This is a genomic window from Streptomyces deserti (genome assembly GCF_054782695.1).
On record NZ_BAAGRZ010000005.1, the window covers coordinates 201,292 to 226,337 of the forward strand.

Genomic DNA, 25,046 nt, shown 5'->3' on the forward strand with positions numbered 1-25,046 from the left:
CCCGGGCCTTCACCGTGTCTGCCGGGCCTTCACCGTGTCCCACGTGCCCGGGACGGGGGCCGCGGGGCTGCCGTTGGTCTACGCCTGCGAAATACTGGCCCAGCTGCGGCGACGGCGGCGACGGGCGGAGTTTCGGACCGGAAGAACTCGAGGCAGGGGCTGACGTGCACGAAGGCGGAAACGGCGACGAACGCGGAGTCGGATCCACTGCCCGCTCCGGCGGGTCCGCGAGCGGTGTGGACCAGCCCGGCTTCCTGGCCCTGGAGCGCGAGCTGACGGTGCTCCTGCGGCGCGCCCGGGCCAACCAGGGCGAGATGGCCCGCGAGGTCCACCCGGACCTGGAGTCGTCCGCGTACGGGCTCCTCGTACGGCTGGACGAGTACGGCCCGCAGCGGGCCACCGAGCTCGCCGCCTACATCGGCGTCGGCAAGGCCACGATGTCCCGCCAGCTGCGCGCCCTGGAGGAGCTCGGCCTGGTCGCTCGCGAGCCGGACCCCGCCGACGGCCGCGCCTGGCTGGTCGCCCTCACCCAGGAGGGCCGGGACCGGGTCCGCAGGGTCCGCGAGGCCCGCCGCGCCCGCTACGCCCGCCGCCTCGCCGACTGGGACCCCCGCGAGGTCACCGAGCTCGCCCGGCTGCTGCACCAGCTCAACCGGGGGATGGAGAAGTAAGCCCGAAGACGCCGGAAGACGCCGAAGACGCCTGGGGCCGCCCGGGGCCGGCTCCAGGCTCACGCCCCGGGCCTACGGTTCGACGTACACCACCGTCGCGTCGTCGTGCCGCTTGCTCCGCCCCAGGAACGCCCGGTCCGCGTCCGCCCGCTCCAGCGCCCGCACCCGCTCCACCAGGGCCCGCGGCCCCTCCTTGCGCAGCAGGGTGAAGCAGTCGCCCCAGTCGCCCTCGCGGAAGGTCTCCACCCAGCGCGTGGCGCCGTCCGTCAGTGCGGCCAGCGCGCGGACGTCCCCGCGCGGCATCGTCCCGGTCACCGCCCGGCGGGCCACCGACGGGTCCGCGGCGGCCGTGAAGAAGCCGCCCTCCTTGTTGCGGACCGTGGCGTCCACCAGCGCGTCCGTGGCCAGCGCGGAGCGGGGGAGGCGGGACAGCCGGTCGTCCAGGACCGGCGTGAGCGTGCCGTCGGGGGACTCGATCAGCAGGGCCGAGTCCGACAGGACCAGGTACTCCACCGTGTCCGGGGACCAGCGGGCCAGCACCACGGTTGCCTGGGGTGTCCGTGGGTGAGAAAGGTCACAGGTTGTGGCGTGTGCCTCGGCGGTACGCGCGAGGGCGCGGGACAGGGCGTCGACCAGGGGGACATCCAGGAGTGAAACGGTCAGTTCGGCCAGGGCCCCGCCGAGGCGCGCGGTGAACCAGGGAACCGAATGCAGACAGCCCGCCCCGTCCTTCGGCGGCGTCACGCCGTCCAGCACGACGAGCGAACCGCCCTGTCCCGAAGCGGGCACGCCGACACTGGCGAAGTCCTCGTTGGGGCGGTCCGGATCGCCCGGGTCCGAAACAAGCTCAGTGCGCATCCGGCCAGTCTGCACGAGCCCTTCACAAGGTCCGCAAAAGGGCGGCATCGGTTGCCGAATCGGCGCAGCCGCGCAGGTCAGGCGCCTGGTTTGGGGTGGAATGGCTGGCTCCGGGAATGCGTGACGGCGAATATTGCCACCGCCTGCCGCAGACGTCCAACCGGCGTGCCGCACAAGGTCGCTGCACCGGCCAGAGGAACTTGCTCCTCAACTCCCCTCCGATGTTCACTCCTTCGGGTGGCGGGTCAGGTGATGCGCGTTCACTGGCCACCGGCACTGGGAGGGTCGGTAACAGTACCTGGAGTACGCGCCAGTTGACGGAGCGTCACCCGGGCCCATGGGTACACGAGTCAGGAATGCGAGCACCGGTGCAGAAGACGCGGCCTCGTCGCACAGGCAAGCAGACGGCCCCCGCGGAGGGCGCCGAGCCCACGCCCCTCACCGGAAAGGGCCGCCCCACCCATGTGCGCAACCGGCTCATCGTCGCCGTGGCCGTGGTGGCCGCCGCGATCGCCGGGGCCGGCACCCCGTCCGTCCTCGCCGCCTCCGGGCAACTCAGCGACACCCAGGACCTGGTGACGCTCGCCGAGCAGACCCAGGACGCCCTCGGCCTCGCCCACTCCCTCGCCGACGAACGGGACGAGGTCACCTCCTACATCGCGGCCGGCCGCCCCAAGTCCAAGGCGCCCTCGGAGCAGCACAGCGCCCGCGTCGACCGGCAGGTCGAGGAGCTGCGCGCGGACACCGACACCCCCGCCTCGCTCCGCTCGGACCTCGACGACATCGCGACCGTGCGCAGGGCGGCCCTCACCGGCAAGAGCAGCGCCCTCGAGGCCCACCAGGCGTACTCCGCCGCCATCACCGAACTGCACCGCCTCGCCGAGCGACTGGCGGAGCAGCTGCCGCCGCGCGCGGGATCCGGCGCGTACTCGCTGGCCGAGCTGGACTCCGCCGTCCAGCAGGCCGCCGCCGCCCGCGGTCTGCTGCTCGCGGCCCTCAGCGTGCCGCGCAGCACCCAGACCGTCATCGACCCGGTCACCGGCCTGCCGACCACGACGTCCACCTTCTCGGACGCCGACGCCGAGCAGCGTGACGCCCTGACCGCCGCCGCGCAGCAGGCCCGGCTGCGCTCCGACGCGGCCCTCGCCGACTTCCGCGACACCGCGCCCAAGTCGGCCCGTACGTCGTACGACTCCACGGTCACCGGCCCCGAGGTCAACTCCGCCGAGAAGTACCTGGCCTCTCTCACCGACCAGCCGACCCTCTCCGACCGCGAACTCGGCACCGGCACCAAGAACCTGGACGCCGCCCTCTCCGCCCGCGTCGACCTGATGCGCGGCGTGGAGTCCGCCCTCTACGACAAGCGCACCAAGGACCTCGAGGCGCTGCGCGACGACGATGTCACCGCCCTGGAGATCCGCGTCGCGCTCCTCGGCGCCCTCATGCTGCTCGCCGTCGGCGTCGCCACGGCCATGGCCCGCACCCTCACCCGCCCGCTGTCCGTGCTGCGCCGCGGCTCGGCCCGCCTCGCCGACTCGGAGAACCCGGCCGCCGAGGAACCCGTCACCTTCACCGGCCGCAACGACGAGTTCGCCCAGGTCGTCCGCTCCGTCAACGCCCTGCACGCGCACGCCGCCGCCCTCGCCGACCGGGTCACCACTCTGGAAGCCGACCGCAAGCACCTCGTCGGCCAGCGCCAGAAGATGGCCGACGCCCGTGAGGAGCTGCGCGCCGAACTCGCCGCGGCGACCGAACAGATGGAGCGGCTGCGCACCGCCATCGGCGGCACCTTCGTCAACCTGGCGCTGCGCACCCTCGGCCTGGTGGAGCGGCAGCTCACCCTCATCGAGAGCATGGAGGAGCGCGAGCAGGACCCGGACCGTCTCGCCACCCTCTTCAAGCTCGACCACTTCGCCACGGTCATGCGCCGGCACAGCGAGAACCTCCTCGTCCTCGCCGGCACCGAGCACGTCCAGCACGCGGCGGGCCCCGTGCCGCTCGTCGACGTCGTACGGGCCGCCGTCAGCGAGATCGAACGCTACGAGCGGGTCCGTATCGCCGCGCTGCCGCCGCACGCGCACATCGCCGGTTTCGCCGCCGACGACCTGAGCCACCTGCTCGCCGAACTCATGGAGAACGCCACCTCGTTCTCCCCGCCCGAGATGCCCGTCGAGGTCTCCGGCTGGCTGCTGGAGAACGGCGAGGTCATGCTCTCCGTCCAGGACGAGGGCATCGGCATGACCGAGGACCGGCTGGAGCGCCTCAACGCCCGCCTCGCCGACTTCGACCCCGAGTCCCCCTACGACCAGGAGGGCGAGGACGGTCTCGGCCTCGGCCTGTACGTGGTGGCCCGCCTGGCCCACCGGCACGGCGTGCGCGTACAGCTGCGCGAGCAGAAGCAGGGCGGTGTCGCGGCCGTCGTCGTCCTGCCGAAGACACTGCTCGCCGCCGCCCCGCCCGCCGCGGTCCCGGCCTCCGGCCCCGGCCCCGTCCCGGGCACGGCCCACCCGTTCTCCCTGCCGGGCGCCGACGCCGAGGCCAACTCCAACGTCCTGCACGGCCGTTCGGAGCACGGGGACCCGCTGGTGGCGCTGGCGGAGAAGGCGGTACGCCGCTCGGAGGCCGTCGAGGAGGCGGAGGCACCAGAGGCGCCAGAGGCGCCGGCGGCGCCGGCGGCACCGGAGGCCCCTGCCGAGAGCACGATGGAGCTCCTGATCCCGGCACAGCGGGAGGAGCTGGACCCGCAGACTCGGAACGAGGCGGCAGCCGCCGACGGCGAGGACACCCCACAGGGGCCACCCGTACCCGACGACGAGGCCCGCACGGGTGGTGCCGGTGGGAACGGCCCCGCCGAAGGCGAGGCCGAGGCGGAACACGAGCGCGCCCCGGACGAGGAGGAACGCGTCACGGACAAGGGCCTCCCCAAGCGCACTCCCAAGATCACCGCCCCCGCCGAGGCCCCGCGCCAGCGCACCGCCTCCGTCGACGCCGACGCCCTCCGCCGCCGTCTGGGCGGCTTCCGCCAGGGCGCCCAGGCGGGCTACCGCGACGTGGAGGCGGAGATCGCCGAGAAGACCGGCCAGACCAGGTCACCGTACGCAGGAACCGCTGAAACCGCCGGACCCGTTGGACCCGCAGAATCCGAAGAAACCACGGGGGGCACTGTCGAGGAGGCAAGCAGTTGACCGCGCCCAGTACCTTCGGACTGAGCAGTGAAGCCCGCAATCTGCACTGGCTGCTGACCAACCTCGTCGAGGAGGTGCCCGGCATCCTCTCGGTCGCGGTGGTCTCCTCCGACGGTCTGCTTCTGCTCTCCTCCGACGCACGACGCATCGAAGAGGCCCGGCAGACCGGCGGAGCCAGGCGCACCGGCCCCCGGGGCTCCTCCGCCGACCTGGCCACCATCGTCTCCGGCATCGGCAGCCTGACCGTCGGAGCCGCCAAGCTGATGGACTTCGGTGCCGTCAAGCACACGATGGTCGCGATGGACGAAGGCAGCCTGTTCGTGATGTCGATCAGCGACGGCTCACTGCTCGGCGTGCACGGCTCCGCCGACTGCGACATGAGCGTGGTGGCGTACCACATGGCGCTGTTCGTCGGCCGCGCCGGCCACGTCCTGACCCCGGAACTCCGCAGCGAGCTCCGAAAATCCCTCGAGGAGTCCCAGACGACCGGGAGCACCCGATGAGCAGTACGCCGAACAAACATCAGCTCCCGGTCCGCGGCGGCGACCGCAAACCCGCCCGGGTCCGCCCCTACTCGCTCACCGGCGGCCGTACCCGCTTCGGCCACGTCCTCCTCGTGGAGACGTTCGTGGCGGCGCTGGAAGCCCCCCAGGAGCGCAAGGAGCTGACGAACGGTTCGCTGAGGTCGACGGTCATGCCGGAGATGCGGGCCATCGTCGAACTGTGCCGCCGCATGCGTACGGTGGCCGAGATCGCCGCGCTGCTGAAGATGCCGCTCGGCGTGGTCCGCGTGCTGCTCAGCGACCTCGCGGACCAGGGAAAGATCCGTGTGTACGGAACGGGAACCGGCCATGGCACGGGCCGGCCGGACCGCGCGCTGCTGGAAAGGGTGCTGAGTGGACTCCGTCGTCTCTGACGCCGCTCACGGTGTCTCTGGTGTAACCCCGTTCGTCGAGCCCGACGAACCCTTGCAGCCCTGGCAGACGGACCGGAACCGCGCCCCCATCGCCACGAAGATCGTGGTGGCGGGCGGCTTCGGCGTCGGCAAGACCACACTGGTCGGCGCCGTCTCGGAGATCACGCCCCTGGAGACCGAGGCGCTGATGACCGAGGCGAGCGAGGAGACCGACGACCTCACCGCCACGCCCGGCAAGCTCACCACCACCGTGGCCATGGACTTCGGCCGCATCACGCTCGACGACGACCTGGTGCTGTACCTGTTCGGCACGCCGGGCCAGCAGCGGTTCTGGTTCATGTGGGACGACCTGGTGCGCGGCGCGATCGGCGCGGTCGTCCTGGCCGACACCCGCCGTCTGAAGGACTGCTTCCCGGCGCTCGACTACTTCGAGAGCTGCGGGCTGCCGTACGTCGTCGCCGTCAACCACTTCGACGGCAGCGAGCTGTTCGAACCGGAGGATGTGCGCGAAGCCCTCACCATTCCGTCACACATACCTGTCATGATCATGGACGCGCGGCGCCGGATCTCGGTCATCGAGACCCTGCTGGCCCTCGTGGCCCACGCACTCGAGGAAACCCCCGAGTAGGCCAAGTCGTAGTCCCCCTAGGAGCAGTCCCGTATGCGGAAGATACTCGTCGTCGGAGCCGGCCAGTCCGGTCTCCAGCTCGCCCTCGGCCTCCAGTCGCACGGGTACGAGGTCACCCTGATGTCCAACCGGACGGCGGACGAGATCCGCACCGGCCGGGTCATGTCGACGCAGTGCATGTTCCACACCGCGCTGCAGCACGAGCGCGATCTCCAGCTGAACTTCTGGGAGTCCCAGGCCCCGAAGATCGAAGGACTCGGCGTCTCGGTCGCCGCCCCCGGCTCCTGGGCCGAGGGCCCCGCGGCCCGCGCGATCGACTGGGTGGGCAAACTCGACGGGTACGCCCAGTCGGTCGACCAGCGCGTGAAGATGGCCGGCTGGATGGAGACGTTCGCGCAGCGCGGCGGCCAGCTGGTCATCCACGGCGCCGCGGTCGGCGACCTCGACTACTTCTCCCGTACGTACGACCTCGTGCTCGTCTCGGCGGGCAAGGGCGAGCTGGTCCAGATGTTCGCCCGCGACCCGGAGAGGTCCCCCTACAGCGAGCCGCAGCGCGCGCTGGCGGTGGCGTACGTGCACGGCCTCGGCCCGCGCCCCGAGCACCCGGACATGGACGCGGTCCGCTGCAACCTCGTCCCCGGCGTCGGCGAGCTGTTCGTCATGCCGTGCCTGACCACCTCCGGCCGCGCCGACATCCTGTTCTGGGAGGGCATACCCGGCGGCCCGCTCGACGTCTTCAACGGCGTCAAGGACCCGGCCGAGCACCTCTCCCTGACCCTGGAACTCATGGAGCGGTACGTCCCCTGGGAGTACGCGCGGGCCACCAAGGTCGAACTGACCGACGCGGGCGGCACGCTCTCCGGCCGCTACGCCCCGACCGTCCGCAACCCGATCGGCCGTCTGCCCGGCGGCGGCCTGGTCCTCGGTGTCGCCGACGTGGTCGTCGCCAACGACCCGATCACCGGCCAGGGCTCCAACTCGGCGTCCAAGTGCGCCGCCGCCTACCTCGCCTCCATCCTCGAGCGCGGCGACAAGCCGTTCGACGAGGAGTGGATGCGGGCGACCTTCGACCGCTACTGGGCCACCGCCCAGCACGTCACCAAGTGGACGAACGCGATGCTGGCCCCGCCGCCGGAGCACGTCCTGAACCTGGTCGGCGCGGGCGGCGAGATCCAGGCGGTGGCCGACCGCTTCGCCAACGGCTTCAACGACCCGGCCGACTTCGAGAACTTCTTCTACGAGCCGGAGAAGACGCAGGCCTACCTGGCCGAGGTGTCCGGCGCGGGCGCCGCGTAACCCTCGTCCGATCCCTCCGTGGCACCCTCGGGGAGCTCCGGCGGCGCGTACCGCCGCACGGGCTCCCCGCCGGGGTCGGGGCGTACGGCGCCCAGCACCGGGTTGGCCGCGATCGGGGACACCTTCACCTTGGCGCCGGGCCGGGGCGCCTGCACCACCATCCCGTCGCCCAGGTACAGCGCCACATGCGTGGCCTCAGGGAAGTAGACCACCAGGTCACCGGGCCTGAGCTCGCTCAGCGGGATCCGCTCCAGCTCCTTCCACTGCTCCTGGCTGGTCCGGGGGATGGGCGTCCCGGCATGCCCCCACGCCTCGGAGGTGAGCCCCGAGCAGTCGTACGAGTCCGGGCCCTGCGCGCCCCACTCGTAGGGCTTCCCGAGCTGCGCCACGGCGTAGCGCACGGCGAGGTCGCCCTGTCTGGACGGCTTGCGCTGCGTGCCCTCGCCGCTGAGCGCACCCGACGCCATGAACGCGCGCTGCGCCTTGGCGATCCCGTTCTTCTCGAACTCGGCGAGGGCGGCGAGTTGGGTGGGGCCGAGGGAGGCGAGCAGCTCCTCGACGTCGTCGAGCCGCCGCCGTACGGTGTCCCGCTCCTTCTTCCGCCGTTCCACGAGGGCGAGTTGGCCGTCGAGGGCCTTGCGGGCCCTGCGGGCCAGCTCGTCGGTCCTGCGCTCGGTGGCCTCCAGCCGCCCGACCGTCTTGGCGCGCTGCCGCGCCACCTGCCCGATCACATGCCCCTGGTCCAGCGCGCGCTGCGGATCGCGCGCGAGCAGCAGCCGTACGTACGGGGAGATGTCGGTGCCGGCCTGGTACTGCTGCCGGGCCAGCCGTCCCGCCGCGCCCCGGCTGTCGTGCAGGGAGAGCCGGGCGCGGGCGAGCGCGCGCTCCAGCCGTGCGACCTCGGCGCGCCGTTTCCTCAGCTTCTCCTCGGTGGTGCGGTAGGTCTCGGTGGCCTTCTCGGCCTTGCGGTACAGCCGCTGAAGGTCTGTCAGGAGCTCCGCGACGGGGCGTTCGGAGCGTTCCGGAGGCTCGGGGGGTTCGGGTGCGGCGGTGGCCGGCGCGGATACGACGACCGTCGCGGTCGCCAGCGCCGCCGTACAGACCAGACGCACAAGCCTCCCTGACACGTCATCACCTCCGGTGCGGGGGGACGGCTCCTCAGCCGCTCCTGGGGGAGCTGTTTCGCACCGTGAGCATGAGACCGGTGTGCCGGGTCCGCGCGCCGGGTGTGCGCGGTTCGGCGCAACGGGGTCACCCGTCGGCGTCGTCCGGCTTGCCGCCCGGCGTGGCGTCTGGCCCGGGGTGGGGTTTGGACCATGGCCACTTCAGGCGGCCGCCGGTCTCCCCCTCGGGGTCGTACGCGTACTTCCACCTCCGCGTCAGACCGGCCCCGCCCTGCGCACGGGGCACCCGCCGGTAGACGAGCACGGTGGGGGGTCCGCCCTGAGGGTCCGGGACCGGGATGCGGTAGGTCTTGGGCGGATGCCCGGTGATCCCCAGCAGTACGGGCAGGACGCGCCCGTCCATGGGGCCGCCCTCGAAGGGGGTGTCTTCGCTCTTCACGGCACCAGTGTCAGCCATCCGCCGCGAGGGCCTGGACCAGCGCGTCGGTCTGCGGGTCGCGCCGCGCGGTCACCGACAGCACGGCCACGAACTGGTCGACGAGCCAGTCCCGCAGCTCCTCGGCGGGCGGCTGCTTGTCCTCGTCGAGCCAGATGAGCGAGGCCGCCTCGACCGCGGTGATCCACATCCGGATGGTCATCCGCAGGCGCGGGCCGGGCTCGGTGACCTGGAGATGGCTGAGGATGTGGTCGGCGGCGGCCCGGCGTACGCCGTCCACGATGGCCGTCGTACGCGAGGTCTCCACGACGCTGCCGCCCTGGAGCAGGGCGCTGAAGCCGGTGTCGTGCTGGTCGACGAAGGCGAGGTAGCGGTCCAGGGCCCGGGACAGGCGGGGCAGCGGCGGGCCCTGCTGCGGCTCGTCGAAGCAGTGCTGGAGTTCCTCGGCGGCGGAGCGGAGGGCGGCCTCGTACAGCTGCTGCTTGCCGCCCGGGAAGTACCGGTACACCAGCGGCCGCGACACCCCGGCCGCCTCGGCCACGTCGTCCAGGGACACGTCCTCGGGCGCGCGGTGCGCGAAGAGCGACAGCGCGGCGGCGAGCAGCTGACTACGACGCTCCTCGACACTGAGGCGCCGGTAGGCGGGGGTGGGGGCGGCGGGTGTCATGCCCGGCAGCGTAATCCCTCCGGCGGTGGGGCCGGGCGCCTGCGGCGGCCTGCGCGGGGCTGGGCGGGGACTGCTGTCGCGGTGCCGGGTGCGGGCGTTCGTCCGCTCAGCTGCGGGCCGTCGCGCGCACCCACCGCCCCGGCCGACCGGTTACGCCAACAGCCCGGACGACCTCCACAACCGCCGCCCCACCCCCCGCAACACCCCGATGTCATCCAGAAAGTCGGTCAACCGCTTCGCCCCGTTCTGCATGACCTCCCGCCGATGCCCACTCGCCCGCACCTGCGCGACAGCCTCCCGCTTGTCCAGCCCCACGTTCGTGTACACCTCGGGATTCACGAACGCCACCGAGAACACCCGAGCGAACTCCCCGGAGGTGATCCGCGTGAACTCCTGGGACCACTTCGGCGCCGTCACCATCTGCCGCCGCAGCTCCTCACGGGCGTACCGCACATGCCGCGCCTCCTCCACCACATGGATCCGCGTGACCCCCCGGATCAGCGGCTGCACCCGCTCGTCCGGAAACGTCAGCCGCTGCATCCAGTCGAGCACCTCCTCCCCGAGCAGCGTCGCCGTGAAGGACCCGGGCGTGGTGGAGATGGTCTTGAACAGCCGGCCCAGGTGCTGGTGCGCCCGGCTGACCGGGTACCAGGGCGTCCCGCCCTGCGCGATCAGCCGCGCGAACATCTTCGAGTGCCGGCACTCGTCCTCGATCTCGGTGAGTGCGTACCGCACATGCGCGCTCGTCGCGGCCTTGTCGTAGATGTGCCGTACGAGCAGCTGCATCAGGATGATCTCGAACCAGATCCCGAGTGAGGCGAGCGCCGCGGCCTCGTGCTGGGACAGCAGGATCCGCTGCTCCTCGCTCATCCGCTTCCACAGCGGGGTGTCGTACAGCGACACCAGTTCCGGCGGCCAGAACCACTTGCCCTCCTCGAAGGGCGCGTCCCAGTCCAGCTCCTTGTCCGGGTCGAAGGAGTGCTTGGCGGAAGAGTCGAGCAGCCGCTGGGCCACCTGCTCCCGGTCCTTGAGCAGGCCCAGCGCGTCGCGCAGGCCGTCGAGTGCGTCGGCGTCCGTCAGGGTCGTCATCGCTGTTCCCACCTCGTTGTGCTCACGTCATCCGGTCTTATGAGACTCCCTGTCAGTAAGCCCGTCAATCCCTTGCGCACGACTTGTTGACTCGGTGTCTACCGGGTGTGAGCCTGCGGAACGTGCCGACCTTCAGCGACCGCCGCCGCTAGACCGAACAGCCCAGCCCCTCCGGCACCTCCCCGAGCACCGGCTCCGACGCCCCCGGCGCGAACGACTTCCGCAGCGTGAACGCGTACGGCGTCGGACCGTGCGTGCGCAGGTGCAGCAGGCGTGACTCCGCCTCCGCGACCGTCGGGCGGTGGCCGGCCGGTACCCACCAAAGGGTCGTCACCGCCTCCCGGAGCTTCTCGAACCACTCCCTGCGGCGGGCCATCATCTCGCGGTGCCGGCCCTGGTACATGTACGTGGTCAGGGCGTCGATGTCCCGCCACACCGTCATGTTGACGATCAGCCAGGAGTCGCCGAAGACGGGCACGTCCGTGGCGTTGCCGGACTCGCTCTTCAGGCGCCAGACGAATCCGTCGGCGGCGTCCGCGTCCGCGTTCACCGGGTCGAGGTTGTCGACGAAGTCCTTCAACTGCGGGGAGTCAAGCGGGGCCTTGAGGCGGGCGATGTTCACCTGGGCGAGTTCGTAGGCTGCTTCGGTCATGATCGAACGGTAGGTCGGGGCCCGGGCCGCCCGGTAGTCCTCGTCTCACCAAGTGGGCAGCTGGTCCGAGGAGTTGAGGAAACTCAGGAGGTGAGGAAACTCAGGAGGTGAGGAAGCTCAGGAGGTGAGGAAGCTCAGGAGTTCAGGACCGCCTCCATCACCGCCCGCGCGATCGGCGCCGCGTCCCCGCCCCCGCTGATCTCCCCGCGGTTCGCCTCCGCGTCCTCCACGACCACCGCCACCGCCACCTTCGTCTGAAGGTCTCCGCGGCCCTGCGCCCAGGACACGAACCAGGCGTACGGCGTACCGGAGTTGCCGAGGCCGTGCTGGGCCGTGCCGGTCTTGCCGCCGACGACCGCGCCGCGGATCGCGGCGTGGGTGCCGGTGCCCCGCTCCACGACGTCCCGCATCAGAGCCCGCAGGCGCGCGGCGGTCGACGGGTACATCGCCTGCCGTACCGGGTGCGAGCCGGCCGTCGTCAGGGTGCCGCCGCCCGCCCGGGTCGTGCGCTCCACCAGGTACGGCTGCCGCACCTGCCCGCCGTTGGCGACGGCCGCCGCGACCATCGCCATCTGCAACGGCGTGGCCCGCGTGTTGTACTGCCCGATCGACGACAGCGCGAGCTGCGCCCGGTCGACGGAGGTGTCGAAGGTGGACCGGGCCACCGGGAACGGGATGCGCAGGCCGGCGTCGTTGAAGCCGAAGGCGTGTGCCGTGGCCGTCATGCCGGCCACGCCCACCTGCACACCGAGCTTGGCGAACACCGTGTTGCAGGAGAAGGTGAACGCGTCGCGCACGGAGGCGTCCTGGCAGCCCCGGGACTCGTTCGTCAGCGAGGTCGTCGTTCCCGGCAGGGTGTACCGGTCGGGCGAGTCGGTCTGCGCGTCCAGGTCCCTGACCACGCCCGCGTCCAGCGCCGCCGCCGCGGTGACCACCTTGAACGTCGAACCCGGTGGATACGTCTGCCGCACCGCCCGGTTGAGCATCGGCCGGTCCGGGTCGGTGTTCAGTCGCGCCCAGGACCGGGCCACGGCCGGCCCGTTCCCGGACAGCACCTGCGGGTCGTAGGAGGGAGCCGACACCAGGGCGAGGATCCGCCCGGTCGACGGCTCCAGCGCCGCCACCGCGCCCTTGCGCCCGCGCAGCCCCTCGTACGCCGCCCGCTGTGCCGCCGCGTTCAGCGTCGTCACGACGTTCCCGCCGGGGCTCCGGGACCGCGTGAAGTCGTTCCAGAGGGGGAGCGGCGCCAGCATCGGGTCCGTGCCGGACAGGACACCGTCCTCGGCGCGTTCCAGGAGGGTCGTGCCGTACAGCTGCGAGGAGAAGCCGGTGACCGGCGCGTACACCGGGCCGTCGGTGTACGTCCGTTCCCAGCGGAGTTGCTCGCCGGTGTCCTGCGAGCCGGTGACCGGGCGGCCGCCGACCAGGATGTCGCCGCGCGGCTGCGCGTAGCGCGCGATCTCCGGGCGGCGGTTGGCCGCGTTGGTCTCGTAGGCGGGAGCCTGGAGGACCTGGACGCGGGTGGCGTTCAGCAGCAGCGCGATCAGCAGCAGGGCGCAGAAGGCGGCGGCGTGGCGGATGTACCGCGTCATGCGGCGCTCCGGCCGTCGTACTGCCGCCGGGCCGAGTCGCTCACCCGGGCCAGCAGCGCCACGATCGCCCAGTTGGTGACCACGGACGAGCCGCCCTGCGCCAGGAACGGCATCGCCATGCCGGTCAGCGGGATCAGGCCGGTCACCCCGCCCGCGATCACGAACACCTGGAGCGCCACGATCGAGGCGAGCCCGACCGCGAGCAGCCGGCCGAAGGGGTCGCGCAGCGCCAGGCCCGCCCGGTAGCCGCGCTCCACCAGAAGGGCGTACAGGAGGAAGATCGCGGACAGCCCGGCCAGGCCCAGTTCCTCGCCGGCCGTCGCCAGGATGAAGTCCGACTTGACGGCGAAGCCGATGAGGACCGAGTGCCCGAGGCCGAGACCAGTGCCGAGCATGCCGCCCTCCGCGAAGGCGAACAGCGACTGCGCGAGCTGGCCCGGCCCCTCGCCCGCCTCGATCGACGCGAACGGGTGCAACCAGGTCTGGATCCTGCCGTGCACATGCGGCTCCAGCCGGCCCACCGCGACCGCGCCCAGCGCGGCCAGCAGCAGGCCGACCGCGATCCAGCCGGTGCGGCCGGTGGCGACGTACAGCAGGACGACGAACAGGCCGAAGAAGAGCAGCGAGGTGCCGAGGTCGTGTTCCAGGACCAGCACGCCCACGCTCACCAGCCAGACGGCGACGATGGGGCCGAGGACGCGGCCGGTGGGGAACTGGAACTTCCAGATGCGGCGGCCGGTGTAGGCGAGGGCGTTGCGGCTCGCCGCCAGGTACGCGGCGAAGAACACCGCCAGGAGCACCTTCGCGAACTCGCCGGGCTGGATGGAGAATCCGGCGATCCGGATCCAGATACGGGCGCCGTTCACGGCCGGGAAGAGGATCGGCAGCGTGAGCAGCACCAGGGCGGCGGCGACACAGACGTAGGAGTAGCGCTGGAGCACCCGGTAGTCGCGCAGCAGCAGGACGACCACGATGAACAGCGCCATGCCCAGCGTCGACCACACCAGTTGGGTCGGCGCCGCCCGGTCGCCCGGCGTCTGCAGGTCGAGCCGGTAGATCAGCACCAGGCCGAGGCCGTTGAGCAGCACGCCGATCGGCAGGAGGAGCGGGTCGGCGTAGGGGGCCCGCAGCCGCACCGCGAGATGCGCGAGCAGCGCGAGTACGCCGAGCCCGGCGCCGTAACCGGCCGCACCGGGCGGGACGGTACCGGCGCGGGCGAGGCCGACGGCGCAGTAGCCGTACACGGACAGCAGCACGGCGAGGACGATGAGGGCGAGTTCGATGCCACGGCGCCGGGGGAGGCGCACGGCGGGCGCGGGCGGGTCCGCCGTCGCCACGGTGATTCCGGCCTTGCTCATGTCCGGAACCTACCCAAATAGGAGGCCTTGCGTGCTGCGGTCGCCTGAGTGCCGGCAGCGGCGTGGCGCGGTCAGGGCCTTCTGAAACTCCGCTGACACTGCGCCGTCTCAGACCCCCGGCCCGTCCTGAGGCAGTGTCAGAGTCGCCACGGCCCCGCCCTCCGGCGCGTTCGCGAATTCCAGGCGGGCGCCCAGCACCTCCGACTGGCCCAGCGCGATGGTCAGCCCGAGCCCGTGCCCCTTCGTGCCGCCCTCCGTGCGGAACCGTTGCGGCCCGTGCGCGAGGAGGTACTCCGGATAGCCGTCCCCGTGGTCCCGCACGGTGACCACCGGCCCGTCGACCGTCAGCACGACCGGCGGCCGCCCGTGCCGGTGCGCGTTCGCCACCAGATTCCCGAGCACCCGCTCCAGCCGCCGCCGGTCGGTCTCCACGGACACCTCCCGTACGACCCGCACCTCGGTGTCGGTCCCCGACGCCCGCACCACCCGCTCGGCCAGCGGCCCCAGCCGCTCGGTGTCCAGCTCCAGCCGCTCCCGCCCGGTGTCGAGGCGGGAGATCTCCAGCAGGTCCTCCGTCAGCGTGCGCAGCGCGGCCACCCGGTCCCGCACCAGCTCGGTCGGCCGGCCCGGCGGCAGCAGCTCCGCCGCCGCGTGCAGCCCGGTCAGCGGGGTGCGCAGCTCGTGCGCCACGTCGGCCGTGAACCGCTGCTCGGCCCGCAGCTTGCCCTGCAGCGACGCCGCCATGGAGTCCAGCGCGGCGGCGACCGCGGCCACCTCGTCCTGCGGAGGCGTCCGGTCCTTCGTACGGGGATCGTCGACGCGCGCGTCCAGATCGCCCGCGGTGATCCGCCGGGCCACCCGGGCCGTGGCGTGCAGCCGCCGCGTCACCCGGGTCACCGCGAACGCGCCCACCAGCAGCGTCGCCCCGATCGCCAGCCCCGACGACCACAGGATCGCCCGGTCCAGTCCGCTGATCGTGCGCGCCTGCTGCGAGTAGTCGACCTCCACGGCCAGCGCCCGCCCGCCGTCCGCGGGCCCCGCCGCCCACATGGTGGGCCGGCCGCGGTGCTCGGCGACCATCGTGCCGCGGTCCCCGGTCACCGCCAGCGTCCGCAGCGAGGCGGGCAGCCCCGGCGGATCGATGCCGGCGCCCGGCCCGAGCGAGTCCCCGGCCTCGTACGCCTCGGCCGCGTCCGTCAGCCGCTGCAGCGCCAGCTCGCGGGCCTGGCCGACGGTCTGGTGCGTGACCTGCACGTGCACGAGGACGCCGAGCAGGGCGGCCAGGGCGCAGCACATCACGGTGATGAAGACCGCGGCCTTCACGGCGAGCGTTCCGGCCCACTGGGGGAGCGCGGGTCTCATCGGGGGCTCGCCGAGGGGGACGGGTGCTTGGCCGAGGGGGACAGGCGCTGGGCCGAGGGAGACGGGTGCTGGGCCGAGGGGGACGGGTGCGGGGAGGCGGGCCGGTCGCGGGTGCGCAGCATCTCGTCGTGCGTGAGGAGCATCGCGCGCTGCTCCGGGTCCCAGGTCCAGGTCAGGCGGTACTCGTACCCGGCGACCTCGGACGGCGAGCGGATGATCACCGACCGCCCGGCCAGCTCGACCCCGCTCAGGGCGTCCTCCCAGGCCATCACCTTCACCAGCCGGTGCTTGTCGGCGGTGTAGACGCGCACCGCGGTGGTCTTGCCGGGCAGCAGCCGGAAGCCGAGCGTCAGTTCGTCGCGCCCGTCGCCGGTCAGGTCGCGGTAGTACGGCGTGAGCACCGGGCACCCGCCCTTCCCGGCGCCCCGGCCGCAGTCGGCCATCCGGCGGGCCGTCTCGCGGTACGGCGCCTTGTCCCCCTCGTAGTCGCCCGGAGTCCCGGCGATCTCGGCGCGGACGATCGCGACCGGGTCCACCCTGCGGACGTCGTCCCCGGGCACGCCGACGCCCTTCACGACCTCGGTGTCCACCTCGCCGATGACGAACGCCGGGCTCGACGCCGGCGTCAGCTCCGGCCACAGCCGGGCCGGCCCGACCGCCGTCGGCGTCGCCCCCGCGCCCCGCAGCCCGCCCGCGTCACCGCAGCCCGCGACGGCCGCCAGCAGCAGGGCGACGACGGCGGTACGACGGGCGGCACGCGTACGGCGGCTGCGACGGCTGCTGCGGCTGGGGGGCACTGCGCTCCTGCGGTCCGGGATCATCGACGGCCGCGTACACCCTATTCGCGGGGAAGTCCTATTTGCGCCCCGGGTGGGCCGTGCAGAGGAACGCGGAGGAACGTCTGTGCGAGGGCGGCCGCGCCCCTCGGACGGGTCACTCGGCCAGCTCCTCCAGCAGCCGGGCCGTGGTCAGGCCCGCCCGCAGGTACGCGACGAACAGCTCGTTGTGCAGCGCCCACGGCGAGCGGCGGGACCGGATCAGTCGGATCGCCGCCTCCGCGGAGCTGCCCTGCCGCATCAGCGCGTGCGCGACGACGAGACCCGAGCGGTTGTACCCGTGGTAACAGCGAACGAGGACCGTGCGGCCCTCGTCCAGCGCCTCGCACGCGGCCTCGGCGAGCCGTATCACCCCCGCGAGCTGGGTCCCGTCGAGCGGCCCGTCCGGAATGGGCCACACATGGTGCTCCACCCCCGGATCGGGCCCGTACCCCGGCAGTCGCAACAGCGTCTGCACCAGATCGAACTCGTCCCGTACGACGGCGAACTCCAGATGCCCCGAGCCGTCCCGGAACTCGTGCCCGCCCATCCACAGACCGGGCACGATCTCGTTCCAGGGCCGGTCCGGAGCCGGTACGTCGGGTTGCTTCCCGCGGGTCCGCAACGGCGCCTCCCCACCATTTCCTCCCGGGCCTGCCCAACTCCTCACAAAGGTAATCGGCTTCTTGCCCGTGGAGCACCCCGCCTGTTCCCATGGTCATGGGGTGATGGAGCATGAGCGGACTGCGCGTCATACCGACCTGGCGGCACGGCCAGGAACGGCTCTACGTCTGTCTCCCGGACGGCAGGAACGTCGCCTGGTACGACCGGGACGCGGCCCGGGTCAACCTGCTCAGCGAGAACCGAGAGGAGGACGTGCTCCAGGCCCTCGGGCCCTTCATCACGGGCCAGGTGACGGTGGGCCCGCCCCCGGTGCCGACCCCCGCCGAGCTCGCGCGGCTGGCGCTGCACCCGGACGACGACCTGGCCCCCAACCGCCCCGGCGAGGCCCTGCTGATCGCCCTCGACCGCGACCCCGGGCCGACCCGCCGCCTGCGCCGCGACCCGCGCCGCCGGGCCCTGGAGGCGGAACAGACCGTGGGGGACGCCCTGGACCACCTGGACGGGGCCGGCTGGCACGCCCTGCACTCCATCCCGCTGCCCGGCGGCGACCGCATCCACCACCTGGTGATCGGCCCCGGCGGACTCTTCGCCGTGCACGCGCTGTACGCCCGTAAGCAACGGGTGACCGTCGCCGACCCCCTGGTCGCCCTGGGCCGCCGCGACCCCCGCCCCCTCCTGCGCCGCGTCCGCGCCGACGCCGACCGCGCCTCCTACGCCCTGACGGCCGAGGTGCGCCCGGTGCTGGCGCTGGTGGGCCCGTCCGACGTCTCGGTCACGGCCCCGCCCCGCGAGGTCCGCGTCCTGCCGGACACGGAGCTGGGGGGCCTCGCCCGTCTGGGCGGTGTACTCAAACCGGCGGACGTGGAGGCGCTGCACGCGATGGCACGGGACCGGAACACGTGGACGCGGGTGTGAGCCCGGGCGAGGGCTCTCAGGGCAGCGGCGCCTGAAGGCGTGAGGGTTCAGGGCAGTCGACCGGCACGGTCCGGATCGAGCAGCGGGGCGAGCAGATCGCCGTAGTCCTGCACGCGCGGCGGCAGGTCCTGCGCACGGAACGCCAGCTGACCAGGGGCCCCGCACTCCTCGACCTCCTCCCAGGTCACCGGCGCCGACACCATGGGCTCGGGTCGGGCCCGCAGGGTGTAGGGCGTGGCCGTGGTCTTCCGGGCGGCGTTCTGACTCCAGTCGACGAAGACCTTCCCGGGCCGCAGGCTCCGGGTCATCCGGTGCAGGACGAGCTTCGGCATGGCCTTCTCGGCCTCGACGGCCAGCCCCTTGGCGTACTCGGACACCTGCTCGGAGGACGCTCCGCGGACGGCCGCGAGCAGATGCAGCCCCTTCGACCCGGACGTCTTGGCGTACGCCTCGATCCCGTCCTCGGCCAGCCGTTCCCGCAGCCACAGCGCGACCTCACAGCAGTGCACGATGGTCGCGGGCGGCCCGGGATCGAGATCGAACACGATCCGGTCGGCCTCCTCCGGTGTGTCGACGAGCCACTGGTGGGTGTGGAACTCGGTGACGAGGTTGGCCGCCCACATCAGCGACGGCAGATCCTGCACCACCACCATCCGTGAGGGCCCCTCCACCCTCGGCACCTCGGCGGTGGTGACCCACTCGGGCGTACCGGGCGGCACGTTCTTCGTGAAGAACACCTGCCCGTCGGGCCCGTCCGGATACCGCAGGAAGGAAACGGCCCGGTCGCGCAGATGCGGCAGCAGCACCTCGGCGACGGTCGCGTAGTAGTGCAGCACCTCGGCCTTGGTGAATCCGGTGGCGGGATACAGCACCTTCTCCAGATTGCTGAGCGCGACCCGTCGCCCCTCCACCTCTGTGATGGGAGCCATACGATGAGAATCCCATGCAAACCCTCACAAAGACCCCCGACAGTGATCGCCAGACGCCCGGAAAGGTGCTGCACGTGAGATCCATCTGGAACGGCGCCATCTCGTTCGGCCTGGTCAGCATCCCGATCAAGCTGGTGAACGCCACCGAGAGCCATTCGATCTCCTTCCGCCAGATCCATACGGAGGACGGCGGCCGCATCCGCTACCGCAAGTTCTGCGAACTGGAGGACCGCGAGGTCAGCAACGCGGAGATCGGCAAGGGTTACGAGGACGCGGACGGCACGGTCATCCCGATCACCGACGAGGACCTGTCCCACCTGCCGATCCCCACCGCCAAGACGATCGAGATCGTGGCCTTCGTCCCGGCGGACCGGATCGACCCGCTCCAGATGGACGCGGCGTACTACCTGGCGGCGAGCGGCGCCCCGGCGGCCAAGCCGTACACGCTGCTGCGGGAGGCCCTGAAACGCAGCAACAAGGTGGCGATCGCGAAGTACGCCCTGCGTGGGCGCGAGCGCCTGGGCATGCTGCGGGTCGTGGGCGACGCCATCGCGATGCACGGCCTGCTGTGGCCGGACGAGGTCCGGTCCCCCGAGGGCGTCGCCCCCGACACGAACGTCACGGTCCGCGACAAGGAACTGGACCTGGCGGACGCGCTGATGGACACCCTCGGCGAGGTCGACATGGACGACCTCCACGACGAGTACCGCGAGGCCCTGGAGGAGGTCATCGCCGCGAAGGCCGCCGGCGAGGCCCCGCCGGAGATGCCCGAGCCCGCCCGGGGCGGCAAGGTCCTGGACCTGATGGCGGCCCTGGAGAAGAGCGTACGGGCGGCACGGGAGTCCCGGGGCGAGGAGGCGGTGAAGCCCGGCGAGGAGGCCGAGGTCAAGCCGCTTCCGCAGCGCAGGACGACCCGGGCGGCCCCGAAGGAGACCGCCGGCAAGAAGTCGACGGCGAAGAAGACGGCGGCGAAGAAGACAGCGGCGTCGGCGTCGGCTTCGACGAAGAAGTCGACGGCGAAGTCGGGGGAGGGGACGAAGAAGGCGGCGGCCAAGAGCACGACGAAGTCGGCCGCGAAGAAGTCGGCCGCGAAGAAGCCGACGGCGAAGAAGACGGCGTCGCGCAAGCGCACGGCGTGACCGGCAGGGGAGGCCGCGGGCGACGGGCGACGGGCGACGAGGGGACGGGGGGACGGGGAAGGAGGAACGGGCAGGAAAACCATGTGAGGGATGCGCCGCTCGCACGGTACGTTCCTGCTGTTCGAAGGGGGGACGCAGTGGCGAAGCTCAACCAGATCATCGCTGTCGAAAAAGGCGTCAAGAGCAAGTCGTTCCAGGACATCACCGCCGCTCACCACAAGGTGCAGAAGCCGGCGCTCCTGGCCGGAATCTCGCGTACGTACCAGCCGAAGGACGAGGAGGGCGAGCAGCTGCCGCCCGAGTCCACGCGCGTGCAGATCAAGGCCGAGGACATCCTGCGCGAGATGTCGGCGTCGCTGACCCGGCTGTTCGACGTGACCGCGACCAAGGACTGGGCGAACTGCACGGCCCGTGCGGACGTCACGGTCGACGGCCGGACGATCCTCACGGACGTCCCGGTCAGCTATCTCCTCTTCCTGGAGAAGCAGCTCACCGACCTGCACGCCTTCGTCAAGAAGCTCCCCAGGCTCGACGCCGCCGAGTCCTGGACCCTCGACCCGTCCACGGACTGGTGGAAGACGGACCCGGTCCGCACGATCCGTACGAAGAAGGTCCCGCGCAACCACGTCAAGGCCGAGGCGACCGACAAGCACCCGGCGCAGGTCGAGGTGTACTACGAGGACGTGCCCATCGGGTACTGGACGACCGTCAAGTTCTCCGGAGCACTCCCGGCCCGCCGGGTGAACGAACTCGTCGAGCGCGTCGAGAAGCTCCAGCAGGCGGTGAAGTTCGCCCGCGAGGAGGCCAACAGCGTCGAGGTCACCGACCAGCGCGTCGGCGACGCCGTGTTCGGCTACCTGTTCGACTGACGCCGGGCACGGGTAGCATCCCCGATCGCCCCCGCGTGCGAGCGCGGGGGTGCGCACCAGGCGCGGGCCGGATTGAGGACCGGCTCGCGCGATGAGCGCAAGCTGAAACTGAAGTTCAGCCTGAAGAAGCGGCACAGACAGCCGCGATCAATCTCAGACTCTCGCTCCAGCTTCAGCATCGCCGCCGATCGCCGGACCGACCGAGGACGGACGAACGCCGTCGGATGCGAGTTCGACTCTCGCCTGCACCTCTTGACGTGGTGCGGTAGTTCAAAGGAAGAACACGACGGCCTGACAACTGATCCGCCCTCTTAAACGCCACCGGCGTGCGCAACTGGGTGGCATCCCCAGGGGCCCGGGAGCTGGATACGACTCCCGGGCCCCGCCACGTTCGGCGCCGGGCGCCGGGCGCCGGGCGACGGGCGGCCGGCGAACGGGCGCCTGGGCGGTCGCATCCCCGCTGGCAACAAGAAGACCCCACCCTCAGCGTCTCCGCTGATGACGGGGTCTTTGGGCACCTAATCCAAGGTGCCCCCGGCAGGATTCGAACCTGCGCACACGGCTCCGGAGGCCGTTGCTCTATCCCCTGAGCTACGGGGGCGTGTCGGTCGCGTTGCTCGCGGCGACGGGTAGAACACTACCAGCTCCCCCGGGGTGGTCAGGAACGGGTTTTCCGGCAGGTCGGCTCGGTGCGGTCGCGTCACGCCGAGGGGTCCGGGTCCCCCGCACGGGGTGGAAGTGGGCAAAACCCGGACGCGGTGGCCGGTCCGGACCTACTCTCGAGTTGTGCCAGGCGCGTCGGGCCGGGTTCTTGTTGTGGACGACAACAAGGTCATCCGGCAGTTGATCAGGGTCAACCTCGAGCTGGAGGGCCTCGAGGTCGTGACCGCGGCCGATGGTGCCGAGTGTCTGGAAGTCGTTCATCAGGTGCGGCCCGATGCCGTGACCCTCGATGTCGCGATGCCCCGGCTCGACGGGCTGCGGACCGCCGCGCGGCTGCGGGCCGATCCGCGGACCCGTGATCTTCCTGTCGCCATCGTCAGTGCCTGTACGCAGTACGAGGTCGAGACCGGCCTCGAGGTCGGAGTCGACGCGTTCCTCCCCAAGCCCTTCGAGCCCGCGGAGCTCGTGCGCCTCGTACGGCAGTTGATCGATCGCAGGCGAGGGCCGGAGAGCCAGGCGAGTGGTGCGGGGGAGGCCTCCGCCTTCGGAGACGTTCTCGGTGTCGGGGAGGCCGAGCGGGCCGGGCGGGCCGGCGGTTGAGCAACCGGCCGGGCGTCCGCCCGTCCATATCCCGGACCGTGGCGCAAACCGGCTCGCCTGCCCACCCCCCTCCTCCTCTACGCTTGTCCCGTGACCCCCGTCGAGCTCTCACGCACCGTGCTGCACGCGGTACGTCGCGCTGTCGACGACGGGGAACTCAGCGTGACGGTTCCGGCGCGGGCCGTGGTCGCCCCGCCCGGGCCGGGCGGTTGCGGTGACTACGCCACCAACATCGCCCTCCAGCTCTCCCGGCCCGCCGGGCAGCCGCCCCTTCGCGTCGCCGAGATCCTCCGGCCGCGCCTGATCGGCCTCGGCGGCATCGCCGATGTCGTCGTCACCGGGCCCGGGTTCCTCAACATCAGGCTCCAGGACGCCGCGCCGGTCGCCCTCGTACGGCAGATCCAGCGGCAGGGCGCACGGTACGGACACGCCGACGGTCCGACCGGGCAGGTCGTGCGGCTCCACTGTCCTCACGAGGTCCGCGCCGCCGTCGTCATGGACGTCGTCGCCCGGCTGCTCCGCTCCCAGGGCGCCCTGGTCCGCACCGGCTGCGAAGCCCGTCCCGAGCCGGAGTGGAGTGACGTACTGGGGGTCCGCGTCGATGCCTTCGGGCGGGCCGGTGCCCCTGCCCCTGCCTCGCTCGACGTCGACGTCCGGCCCGTGCCCGCCCCCGCCGACCCGGTTCCCCTCGGCCGTGACGCCGCCCGCTGGGCGCTGCTCCAGCCCGCCCCGCACGACCGGCCCCGGATCAGCGACGAGCACCTGGTCCAGCGCGAGAGCAACCCCCTCTTCCGCGTCCGGTACGCCCACGCCCGTACCCGGGCCCTCCTGCGCAACGCCGCCGACCTCGGCTTCGCTCCCGAGCCCGGAGACGTACGGCAGGACGCCGCCGTACCCTTGCTCGCGGCCCTCGCCGACCACCCCCGCATCCTGGCCCGGGCGGCAGCACACCGCACCCCCGACCGCCTCGCCCGGCACCTCGTCGCCGTCGCCGACGCCACGTTCGCCCTGCTCCCCGCCGTCCTGCCCCTCGGTGAGGAGAAACCCTCGGCCGCCCACCGCGCCCGGCTCGCCCTCGCCGAAGCCGCCGGGACGGTGCTGGCCGGCGGCCTGTCCCTGCTCGGCATCGACGCACCCGACCACCTCTGAAGAGACACAGAGAGCCACCCAGACATGAGCCGTTCCGCACACCCCGCCGGGCCCCGTCACGCCGACGTCCTCCCCGAGGGGCACTACACCGCCCCGCCCGCCGACCTCAACGCCCTCGATCCCAAGGTGTGGGCCCAGACCGTCGGCCGCGACGAGCACGGTGTCCTCACCGTGGGCGGTATCGACGTCAAGCAGCTCGCCGAGGAGTTCGGCACCCCGGCCTACATCCTCGACGAGGCCGACTTCCGGGCACGCGCGCGTGCGTGGCGTACCGCCTTCGGGACCGACGCCGACGTCTACTACGCGGGCAAGGCGTTCCTGTCCCGCGCCGTCGTGCGGTGGCTGCACGAGGAAGGGCTCAATCTGGACGTGTGCTCCGGCGGCGAGCTCGCCACCGCCCTGTCCGCCGGGATGCCCGCCGACCGCATCGCCTTCCACGGCAACAACAAGTCCGTCAGCGAGATCACCCGGGCCGTCGAGGCCGGCGTGGGGCACATCGTCCTCGACTCCTTCCAGGAGATCGTCCGCGTCGCCCACATCGCGCGGGACCTCGGGAAGCGGCAGAAGGTCCTCATCCGTGTCACCGTGGGCGTCGAGGCCCACACGCACGAGTTCATCGCCACCGCCCACGAGGACCAGAAGTTCGGCATCCCGCTCGCCGGCGGGCAGGCCGCCGAGGCCGTACGGCGTGCCCTGCAGCTCGACGGGCTGGAGCTCGCCGGCATTCACAGCCACATCGGGTCGCAGATCTTCGACATGTCCGGGTTCGAGGTCGCCGCGCATCGCGTCGTCGGGCTGCTGAAGGACATCCGTGACGAGCACGGGGTCGAGCTTCCCGAGATCGACCTCGGTGGCGGGCTCGGCATCGCGTACACGAGCGACGACGATCCCCGTGAGCCCCACGAGATCGCCAAGGCGCTCAGCGAGATCGTCGGCCGGGAGTGCGAGGCCGCGCGCCTGCGGACCCCGCGCATCTCCGTCGAGCCGGGGCGGGCCATCGTCGGGCCCACCGCCTTCACGCTGTACGAGGTCGGCACCATCAAGCCCCTCGACGGGCTGCGTACGTACGTCTCCGTCGACGGCGGCATGTCGGACAACATCCGTACCGCGCTGTACGACGCCGAGTACAGCGTCGCCCTCGTCTCGCGCCGCTCCGACGCCGCGCCGATGCTCTGCCGCGTGGTCGGCAAGCACTGCGAGAGCGGGGACATCGTCGTACGCGATGCCTTCCTGCCCGGTGATCTGGCACCCGGTGACCTGATCGCCGTACCGGCCACCGGCGCCTACTGCCGGTCCATGGCCAGCAACTACAACCACGTGCTCCGCCCGCCCGTCGTCGCCGTCCGGGACGGCGAGGCGCGCGTGATCGTCCGCCGCGAGACGGAGGAGGACCTCCTGCGTCTGGACGTCGGCTGACCCGGGCCGCGGAGGGCGGAAGATCTCCTGTCGACCGCCCCTGTACAAATGAAATAAATGTCTCACGATCCGGACGAAGGGCAGAAACTCCGG

24 protein-coding genes and 1 tRNA gene are annotated in these 25,046 nt (G+C 72.0%); 12 read left to right on the plus strand and 13 right to left on the minus strand.

All coding sequences use genetic code 11. The features are described 5' to 3' along the window. Positions 1-164 precede the first annotated feature (164 nt). Positions 165-671 carry a MarR family winged helix-turn-helix transcriptional regulator gene (locus ACYVMZ_RS12995; RefSeq protein WP_461078886.1) on the plus strand — a complete coding sequence of 169 codons (507 nt, stop codon included), beginning with the start codon at positions 165-167 and terminating at the stop codon, positions 669-671. Positions 672-743: 72 nt separating this feature from the next. Here the strand turns inward: ACYVMZ_RS12995 and ACYVMZ_RS13000 are convergent, their stop codons facing one another. Continuing rightward, on the minus strand, positions 744-1,529 hold the full coding sequence (locus ACYVMZ_RS13000; protein WP_461078888.1) for a protein phosphatase 2C domain-containing protein: 786 nt from the start codon (positions 1,527-1,529) through the stop codon (positions 744-746). A gap of 368 nt (positions 1,530-1,897) precedes the next feature. Between ACYVMZ_RS13000 and ACYVMZ_RS13005 the strand changes: the two genes are divergently transcribed. The 5 genes from ACYVMZ_RS13005 to ACYVMZ_RS13025 are packed head-to-tail and all read left to right on the plus strand — an operon-like array spanning position 1,898 to position 7,554. Then, positions 1,898-4,714, plus strand: a complete 2,817-nt coding sequence (locus ACYVMZ_RS13005; RefSeq protein ID WP_461078890.1) for a sensor histidine kinase — start codon at positions 1,898-1,900, stop codon at positions 4,712-4,714. Next, positions 4,711-5,217, plus strand: coding sequence for a roadblock/LC7 domain-containing protein (locus ACYVMZ_RS13010; protein WP_461078892.1), 507 nt, complete (start codon positions 4,711-4,713; stop codon positions 5,215-5,217). The genes ACYVMZ_RS13005 and ACYVMZ_RS13010 overlap by 4 nt, the downstream gene beginning before the upstream one ends. After that, positions 5,214-5,630: a DUF742 domain-containing protein gene (locus tag ACYVMZ_RS13015; protein ID WP_461078894.1), complete on the plus strand. Its 417-nt coding sequence runs from the start codon at positions 5,214-5,216 to the stop codon at positions 5,628-5,630. The genes ACYVMZ_RS13010 and ACYVMZ_RS13015 overlap by 4 nt, the downstream gene beginning before the upstream one ends. Beyond that, positions 5,611-6,258 (plus strand): GTP-binding protein, encoded by a 648-nt coding sequence (locus ACYVMZ_RS13020; RefSeq protein WP_461078896.1) that lies wholly within the window; start codon positions 5,611-5,613, stop codon positions 6,256-6,258. Before ACYVMZ_RS13015 ends, ACYVMZ_RS13020 begins: the two co-directional genes overlap by 20 nt. A gap of 33 nt (positions 6,259-6,291) precedes the next feature. Beyond that, complete coding sequence (locus tag ACYVMZ_RS13025) at positions 6,292-7,554, plus strand: styrene monooxygenase/indole monooxygenase family protein (protein ID WP_461078898.1); 1,263 nt, start codon at positions 6,292-6,294, stop codon at positions 7,552-7,554. Here ACYVMZ_RS13025 and ACYVMZ_RS13030 read toward each other — a convergent pair. The 10 genes from ACYVMZ_RS13030 to ACYVMZ_RS13075 all read right to left on the minus strand — a co-directional run bounded on the left by ACYVMZ_RS13030 (position 7,518) and on the right by ACYVMZ_RS13075 (position 17,274). Continuing rightward, entirely contained in the window at positions 7,518-8,681 is a 1,164-nt protein-coding gene (locus ACYVMZ_RS13030; RefSeq protein WP_461078900.1) for a C40 family peptidase, read from the minus strand. The genes ACYVMZ_RS13025 and ACYVMZ_RS13030 overlap by 37 nt on opposite strands. A gap of 124 nt (positions 8,682-8,805) precedes the next feature. Then, positions 8,806-9,117 (minus strand): hypothetical protein, encoded by a 312-nt coding sequence (locus ACYVMZ_RS13035; protein ID WP_461078902.1) that lies wholly within the window; start codon positions 9,115-9,117, stop codon positions 8,806-8,808. A 10-nt stretch (positions 9,118-9,127) separates the two neighbouring features. Further along, positions 9,128-9,781, minus strand: a complete 654-nt coding sequence (locus ACYVMZ_RS13040; protein ID WP_461078904.1) for a TetR/AcrR family transcriptional regulator — start codon at positions 9,779-9,781, stop codon at positions 9,128-9,130. A gap of 150 nt (positions 9,782-9,931) precedes the next feature. Next, the gene (locus tag ACYVMZ_RS13045; protein WP_461078906.1) at positions 9,932-10,870 is read right to left on the minus strand and encodes an AurF N-oxygenase family protein; all 939 of its coding nucleotides are present in this window, start codon (positions 10,868-10,870) and stop codon (positions 9,932-9,934) included. Between the two features lie 148 nt (positions 10,871-11,018). Further along, the gene (locus tag ACYVMZ_RS13050) at positions 11,019-11,522 is read right to left on the minus strand and encodes a DUF3291 domain-containing protein (RefSeq protein ID WP_461078908.1); all 504 of its coding nucleotides are present in this window, start codon (positions 11,520-11,522) and stop codon (positions 11,019-11,021) included. A gap of 134 nt (positions 11,523-11,656) precedes the next feature. After that, complete coding sequence (locus ACYVMZ_RS13055; protein ID WP_461078910.1) at positions 11,657-13,114, minus strand: penicillin-binding transpeptidase domain-containing protein; 1,458 nt, start codon at positions 13,112-13,114, stop codon at positions 11,657-11,659. Further along, positions 13,111-14,472, minus strand: a complete 1,362-nt coding sequence (locus ACYVMZ_RS13060) for an FtsW/RodA/SpoVE family cell cycle protein (protein WP_461078912.1) — start codon at positions 14,470-14,472, stop codon at positions 13,111-13,113. Before ACYVMZ_RS13060 ends, ACYVMZ_RS13055 begins: the two co-directional genes overlap by 4 nt. Before the next feature lie 108 nt (positions 14,473-14,580). After that, positions 14,581-15,834, minus strand: a complete 1,254-nt coding sequence (locus ACYVMZ_RS13065) for an ATP-binding protein (protein WP_461078914.1) — start codon at positions 15,832-15,834, stop codon at positions 14,581-14,583. Then, on the minus strand, positions 15,831-16,655 hold the full coding sequence (locus ACYVMZ_RS13070; RefSeq protein WP_461078916.1) for a hypothetical protein: 825 nt from the start codon (positions 16,653-16,655) through the stop codon (positions 15,831-15,833). The genes ACYVMZ_RS13065 and ACYVMZ_RS13070 overlap by 4 nt, the downstream gene beginning before the upstream one ends. Positions 16,656-16,767: 112 nt before the next feature. Next, on the minus strand, positions 16,768-17,274 hold the full coding sequence (locus ACYVMZ_RS13075; protein WP_461078918.1) for a protein-tyrosine phosphatase family protein: 507 nt from the start codon (positions 17,272-17,274) through the stop codon (positions 16,768-16,770). A gap of 110 nt (positions 17,275-17,384) precedes the next feature. Between ACYVMZ_RS13075 and ACYVMZ_RS13080 the strand changes: the two genes are divergently transcribed. Then, on the plus strand, positions 17,385-18,188 hold the full coding sequence (locus ACYVMZ_RS13080) for a nuclease-related domain-containing protein (RefSeq protein ID WP_461078920.1): 804 nt from the start codon (positions 17,385-17,387) through the stop codon (positions 18,186-18,188). Positions 18,189-18,235: 47 nt separating this feature from the next. On the opposite strand, the gene ligD is transcribed toward ACYVMZ_RS13080, so the two are convergent. Further along, positions 18,236-19,117, minus strand: coding sequence for a non-homologous end-joining DNA ligase (gene ligD, locus ACYVMZ_RS13085; protein WP_461078922.1), 882 nt, complete (start codon positions 19,115-19,117; stop codon positions 18,236-18,238). Positions 19,118-19,191: 74 nt separating this feature from the next. Between ligD and ku the strand changes: the two genes are divergently transcribed. Further along, on the plus strand, positions 19,192-20,256 hold the full coding sequence (ku, locus tag ACYVMZ_RS13090; RefSeq protein WP_461078924.1) for a non-homologous end joining protein Ku: 1,065 nt from the start codon (positions 19,192-19,194) through the stop codon (positions 20,254-20,256). Positions 20,257-20,393: 137 nt separating this feature from the next. Continuing rightward, positions 20,394-21,125: a DUF7873 family protein gene (locus tag ACYVMZ_RS13095; protein WP_461078926.1), complete on the plus strand. Its 732-nt coding sequence runs from the start codon at positions 20,394-20,396 to the stop codon at positions 21,123-21,125. 529 nt (positions 21,126-21,654) lie between these two features. Here ACYVMZ_RS13095 and ACYVMZ_RS13100 read toward each other — a convergent pair. Then, positions 21,655-21,726: transfer RNA gene (locus ACYVMZ_RS13100), tRNA-Arg, on the minus strand. Positions 21,727-21,863: 137 nt separating this feature from the next. Between ACYVMZ_RS13100 and ACYVMZ_RS13105 the strand changes: the two genes are divergently transcribed. The 3 genes from ACYVMZ_RS13105 (at position 21,864) to lysA (ending at position 24,953) form a co-directional block, all read left to right on the plus strand. Continuing rightward, positions 21,864-22,388, plus strand: coding sequence for a response regulator (locus ACYVMZ_RS13105; RefSeq protein ID WP_461078928.1), 525 nt, complete (start codon positions 21,864-21,866; stop codon positions 22,386-22,388). Between the two features lie 90 nt (positions 22,389-22,478). Then, positions 22,479-23,537 carry an ArgS-related anticodon-binding protein NrtL gene (nrtL, locus tag ACYVMZ_RS13110; RefSeq protein ID WP_461078930.1) on the plus strand — a complete coding sequence of 353 codons (1,059 nt, stop codon included), beginning with the start codon at positions 22,479-22,481 and terminating at the stop codon, positions 23,535-23,537. 24 nt (positions 23,538-23,561) lie between these two features. Beyond that, positions 23,562-24,953, plus strand: a complete 1,392-nt coding sequence (lysA, locus tag ACYVMZ_RS13115; RefSeq protein ID WP_461078932.1) for a diaminopimelate decarboxylase — start codon at positions 23,562-23,564, stop codon at positions 24,951-24,953. Positions 24,954-25,046: the final 93 nt, after the last annotated feature.

Excerpts from the sequence above, each read along its gene's own strand:
- ACYVMZ_RS13015 (WP_461078894.1), top strand. The coding sequence starts at position 5,214 with ATGAGCAGTACGCCGAACAAACATCAGCTCCCGGTCCGCGGCGGCGAC.
- ligD (WP_461078922.1), bottom strand. The coding sequence starts at position 19,117 with ATGGCTCCCATCACAGAGGTGGAGGGGCGACGGGTCGCGCTCAGCAAT.
- ACYVMZ_RS13050 (WP_461078908.1), bottom strand. The coding sequence starts at position 11,522 with ATGACCGAAGCAGCCTACGAACTCGCCCAGGTGAACATCGCCCGCCTC.
- ACYVMZ_RS13040 (WP_461078904.1), bottom strand. The coding sequence starts at position 9,781 with ATGACACCCGCCGCCCCCACCCCCGCCTACCGGCGCCTCAGTGTCGAG.
- ACYVMZ_RS13045 (WP_461078906.1), bottom strand. The coding sequence starts at position 10,870 with ATGACGACCCTGACGGACGCCGACGCACTCGACGGCCTGCGCGACGCG.
- ACYVMZ_RS13025 (WP_461078898.1), top strand. The coding sequence starts at position 6,292 with ATGCGGAAGATACTCGTCGTCGGAGCCGGCCAGTCCGGTCTCCAGCTC.
- ACYVMZ_RS13080 (WP_461078920.1), top strand. The coding sequence starts at position 17,385 with ATGAGCGGACTGCGCGTCATACCGACCTGGCGGCACGGCCAGGAACGG.
- ACYVMZ_RS13070 (WP_461078916.1), bottom strand. The coding sequence starts at position 16,655 with ATGATCCCGGACCGCAGGAGCGCAGTGCCCCCCAGCCGCAGCAGCCGT.
- ACYVMZ_RS13065 (WP_461078914.1), bottom strand. The coding sequence starts at position 15,834 with ATGAGACCCGCGCTCCCCCAGTGGGCCGGAACGCTCGCCGTGAAGGCC.
- ACYVMZ_RS13000 (WP_461078888.1), bottom strand. The coding sequence starts at position 1,529 with ATGCGCACTGAGCTTGTTTCGGACCCGGGCGATCCGGACCGCCCCAAC.
- ACYVMZ_RS13060 (WP_461078912.1), bottom strand. The coding sequence starts at position 14,472 with ATGAGCAAGGCCGGAATCACCGTGGCGACGGCGGACCCGCCCGCGCCC.
- lysA (WP_461078932.1), top strand. The coding sequence starts at position 23,562 with ATGAGCCGTTCCGCACACCCCGCCGGGCCCCGTCACGCCGACGTCCTC.
- ACYVMZ_RS13055 (WP_461078910.1), bottom strand. The coding sequence starts at position 13,114 with ATGACGCGGTACATCCGCCACGCCGCCGCCTTCTGCGCCCTGCTGCTG.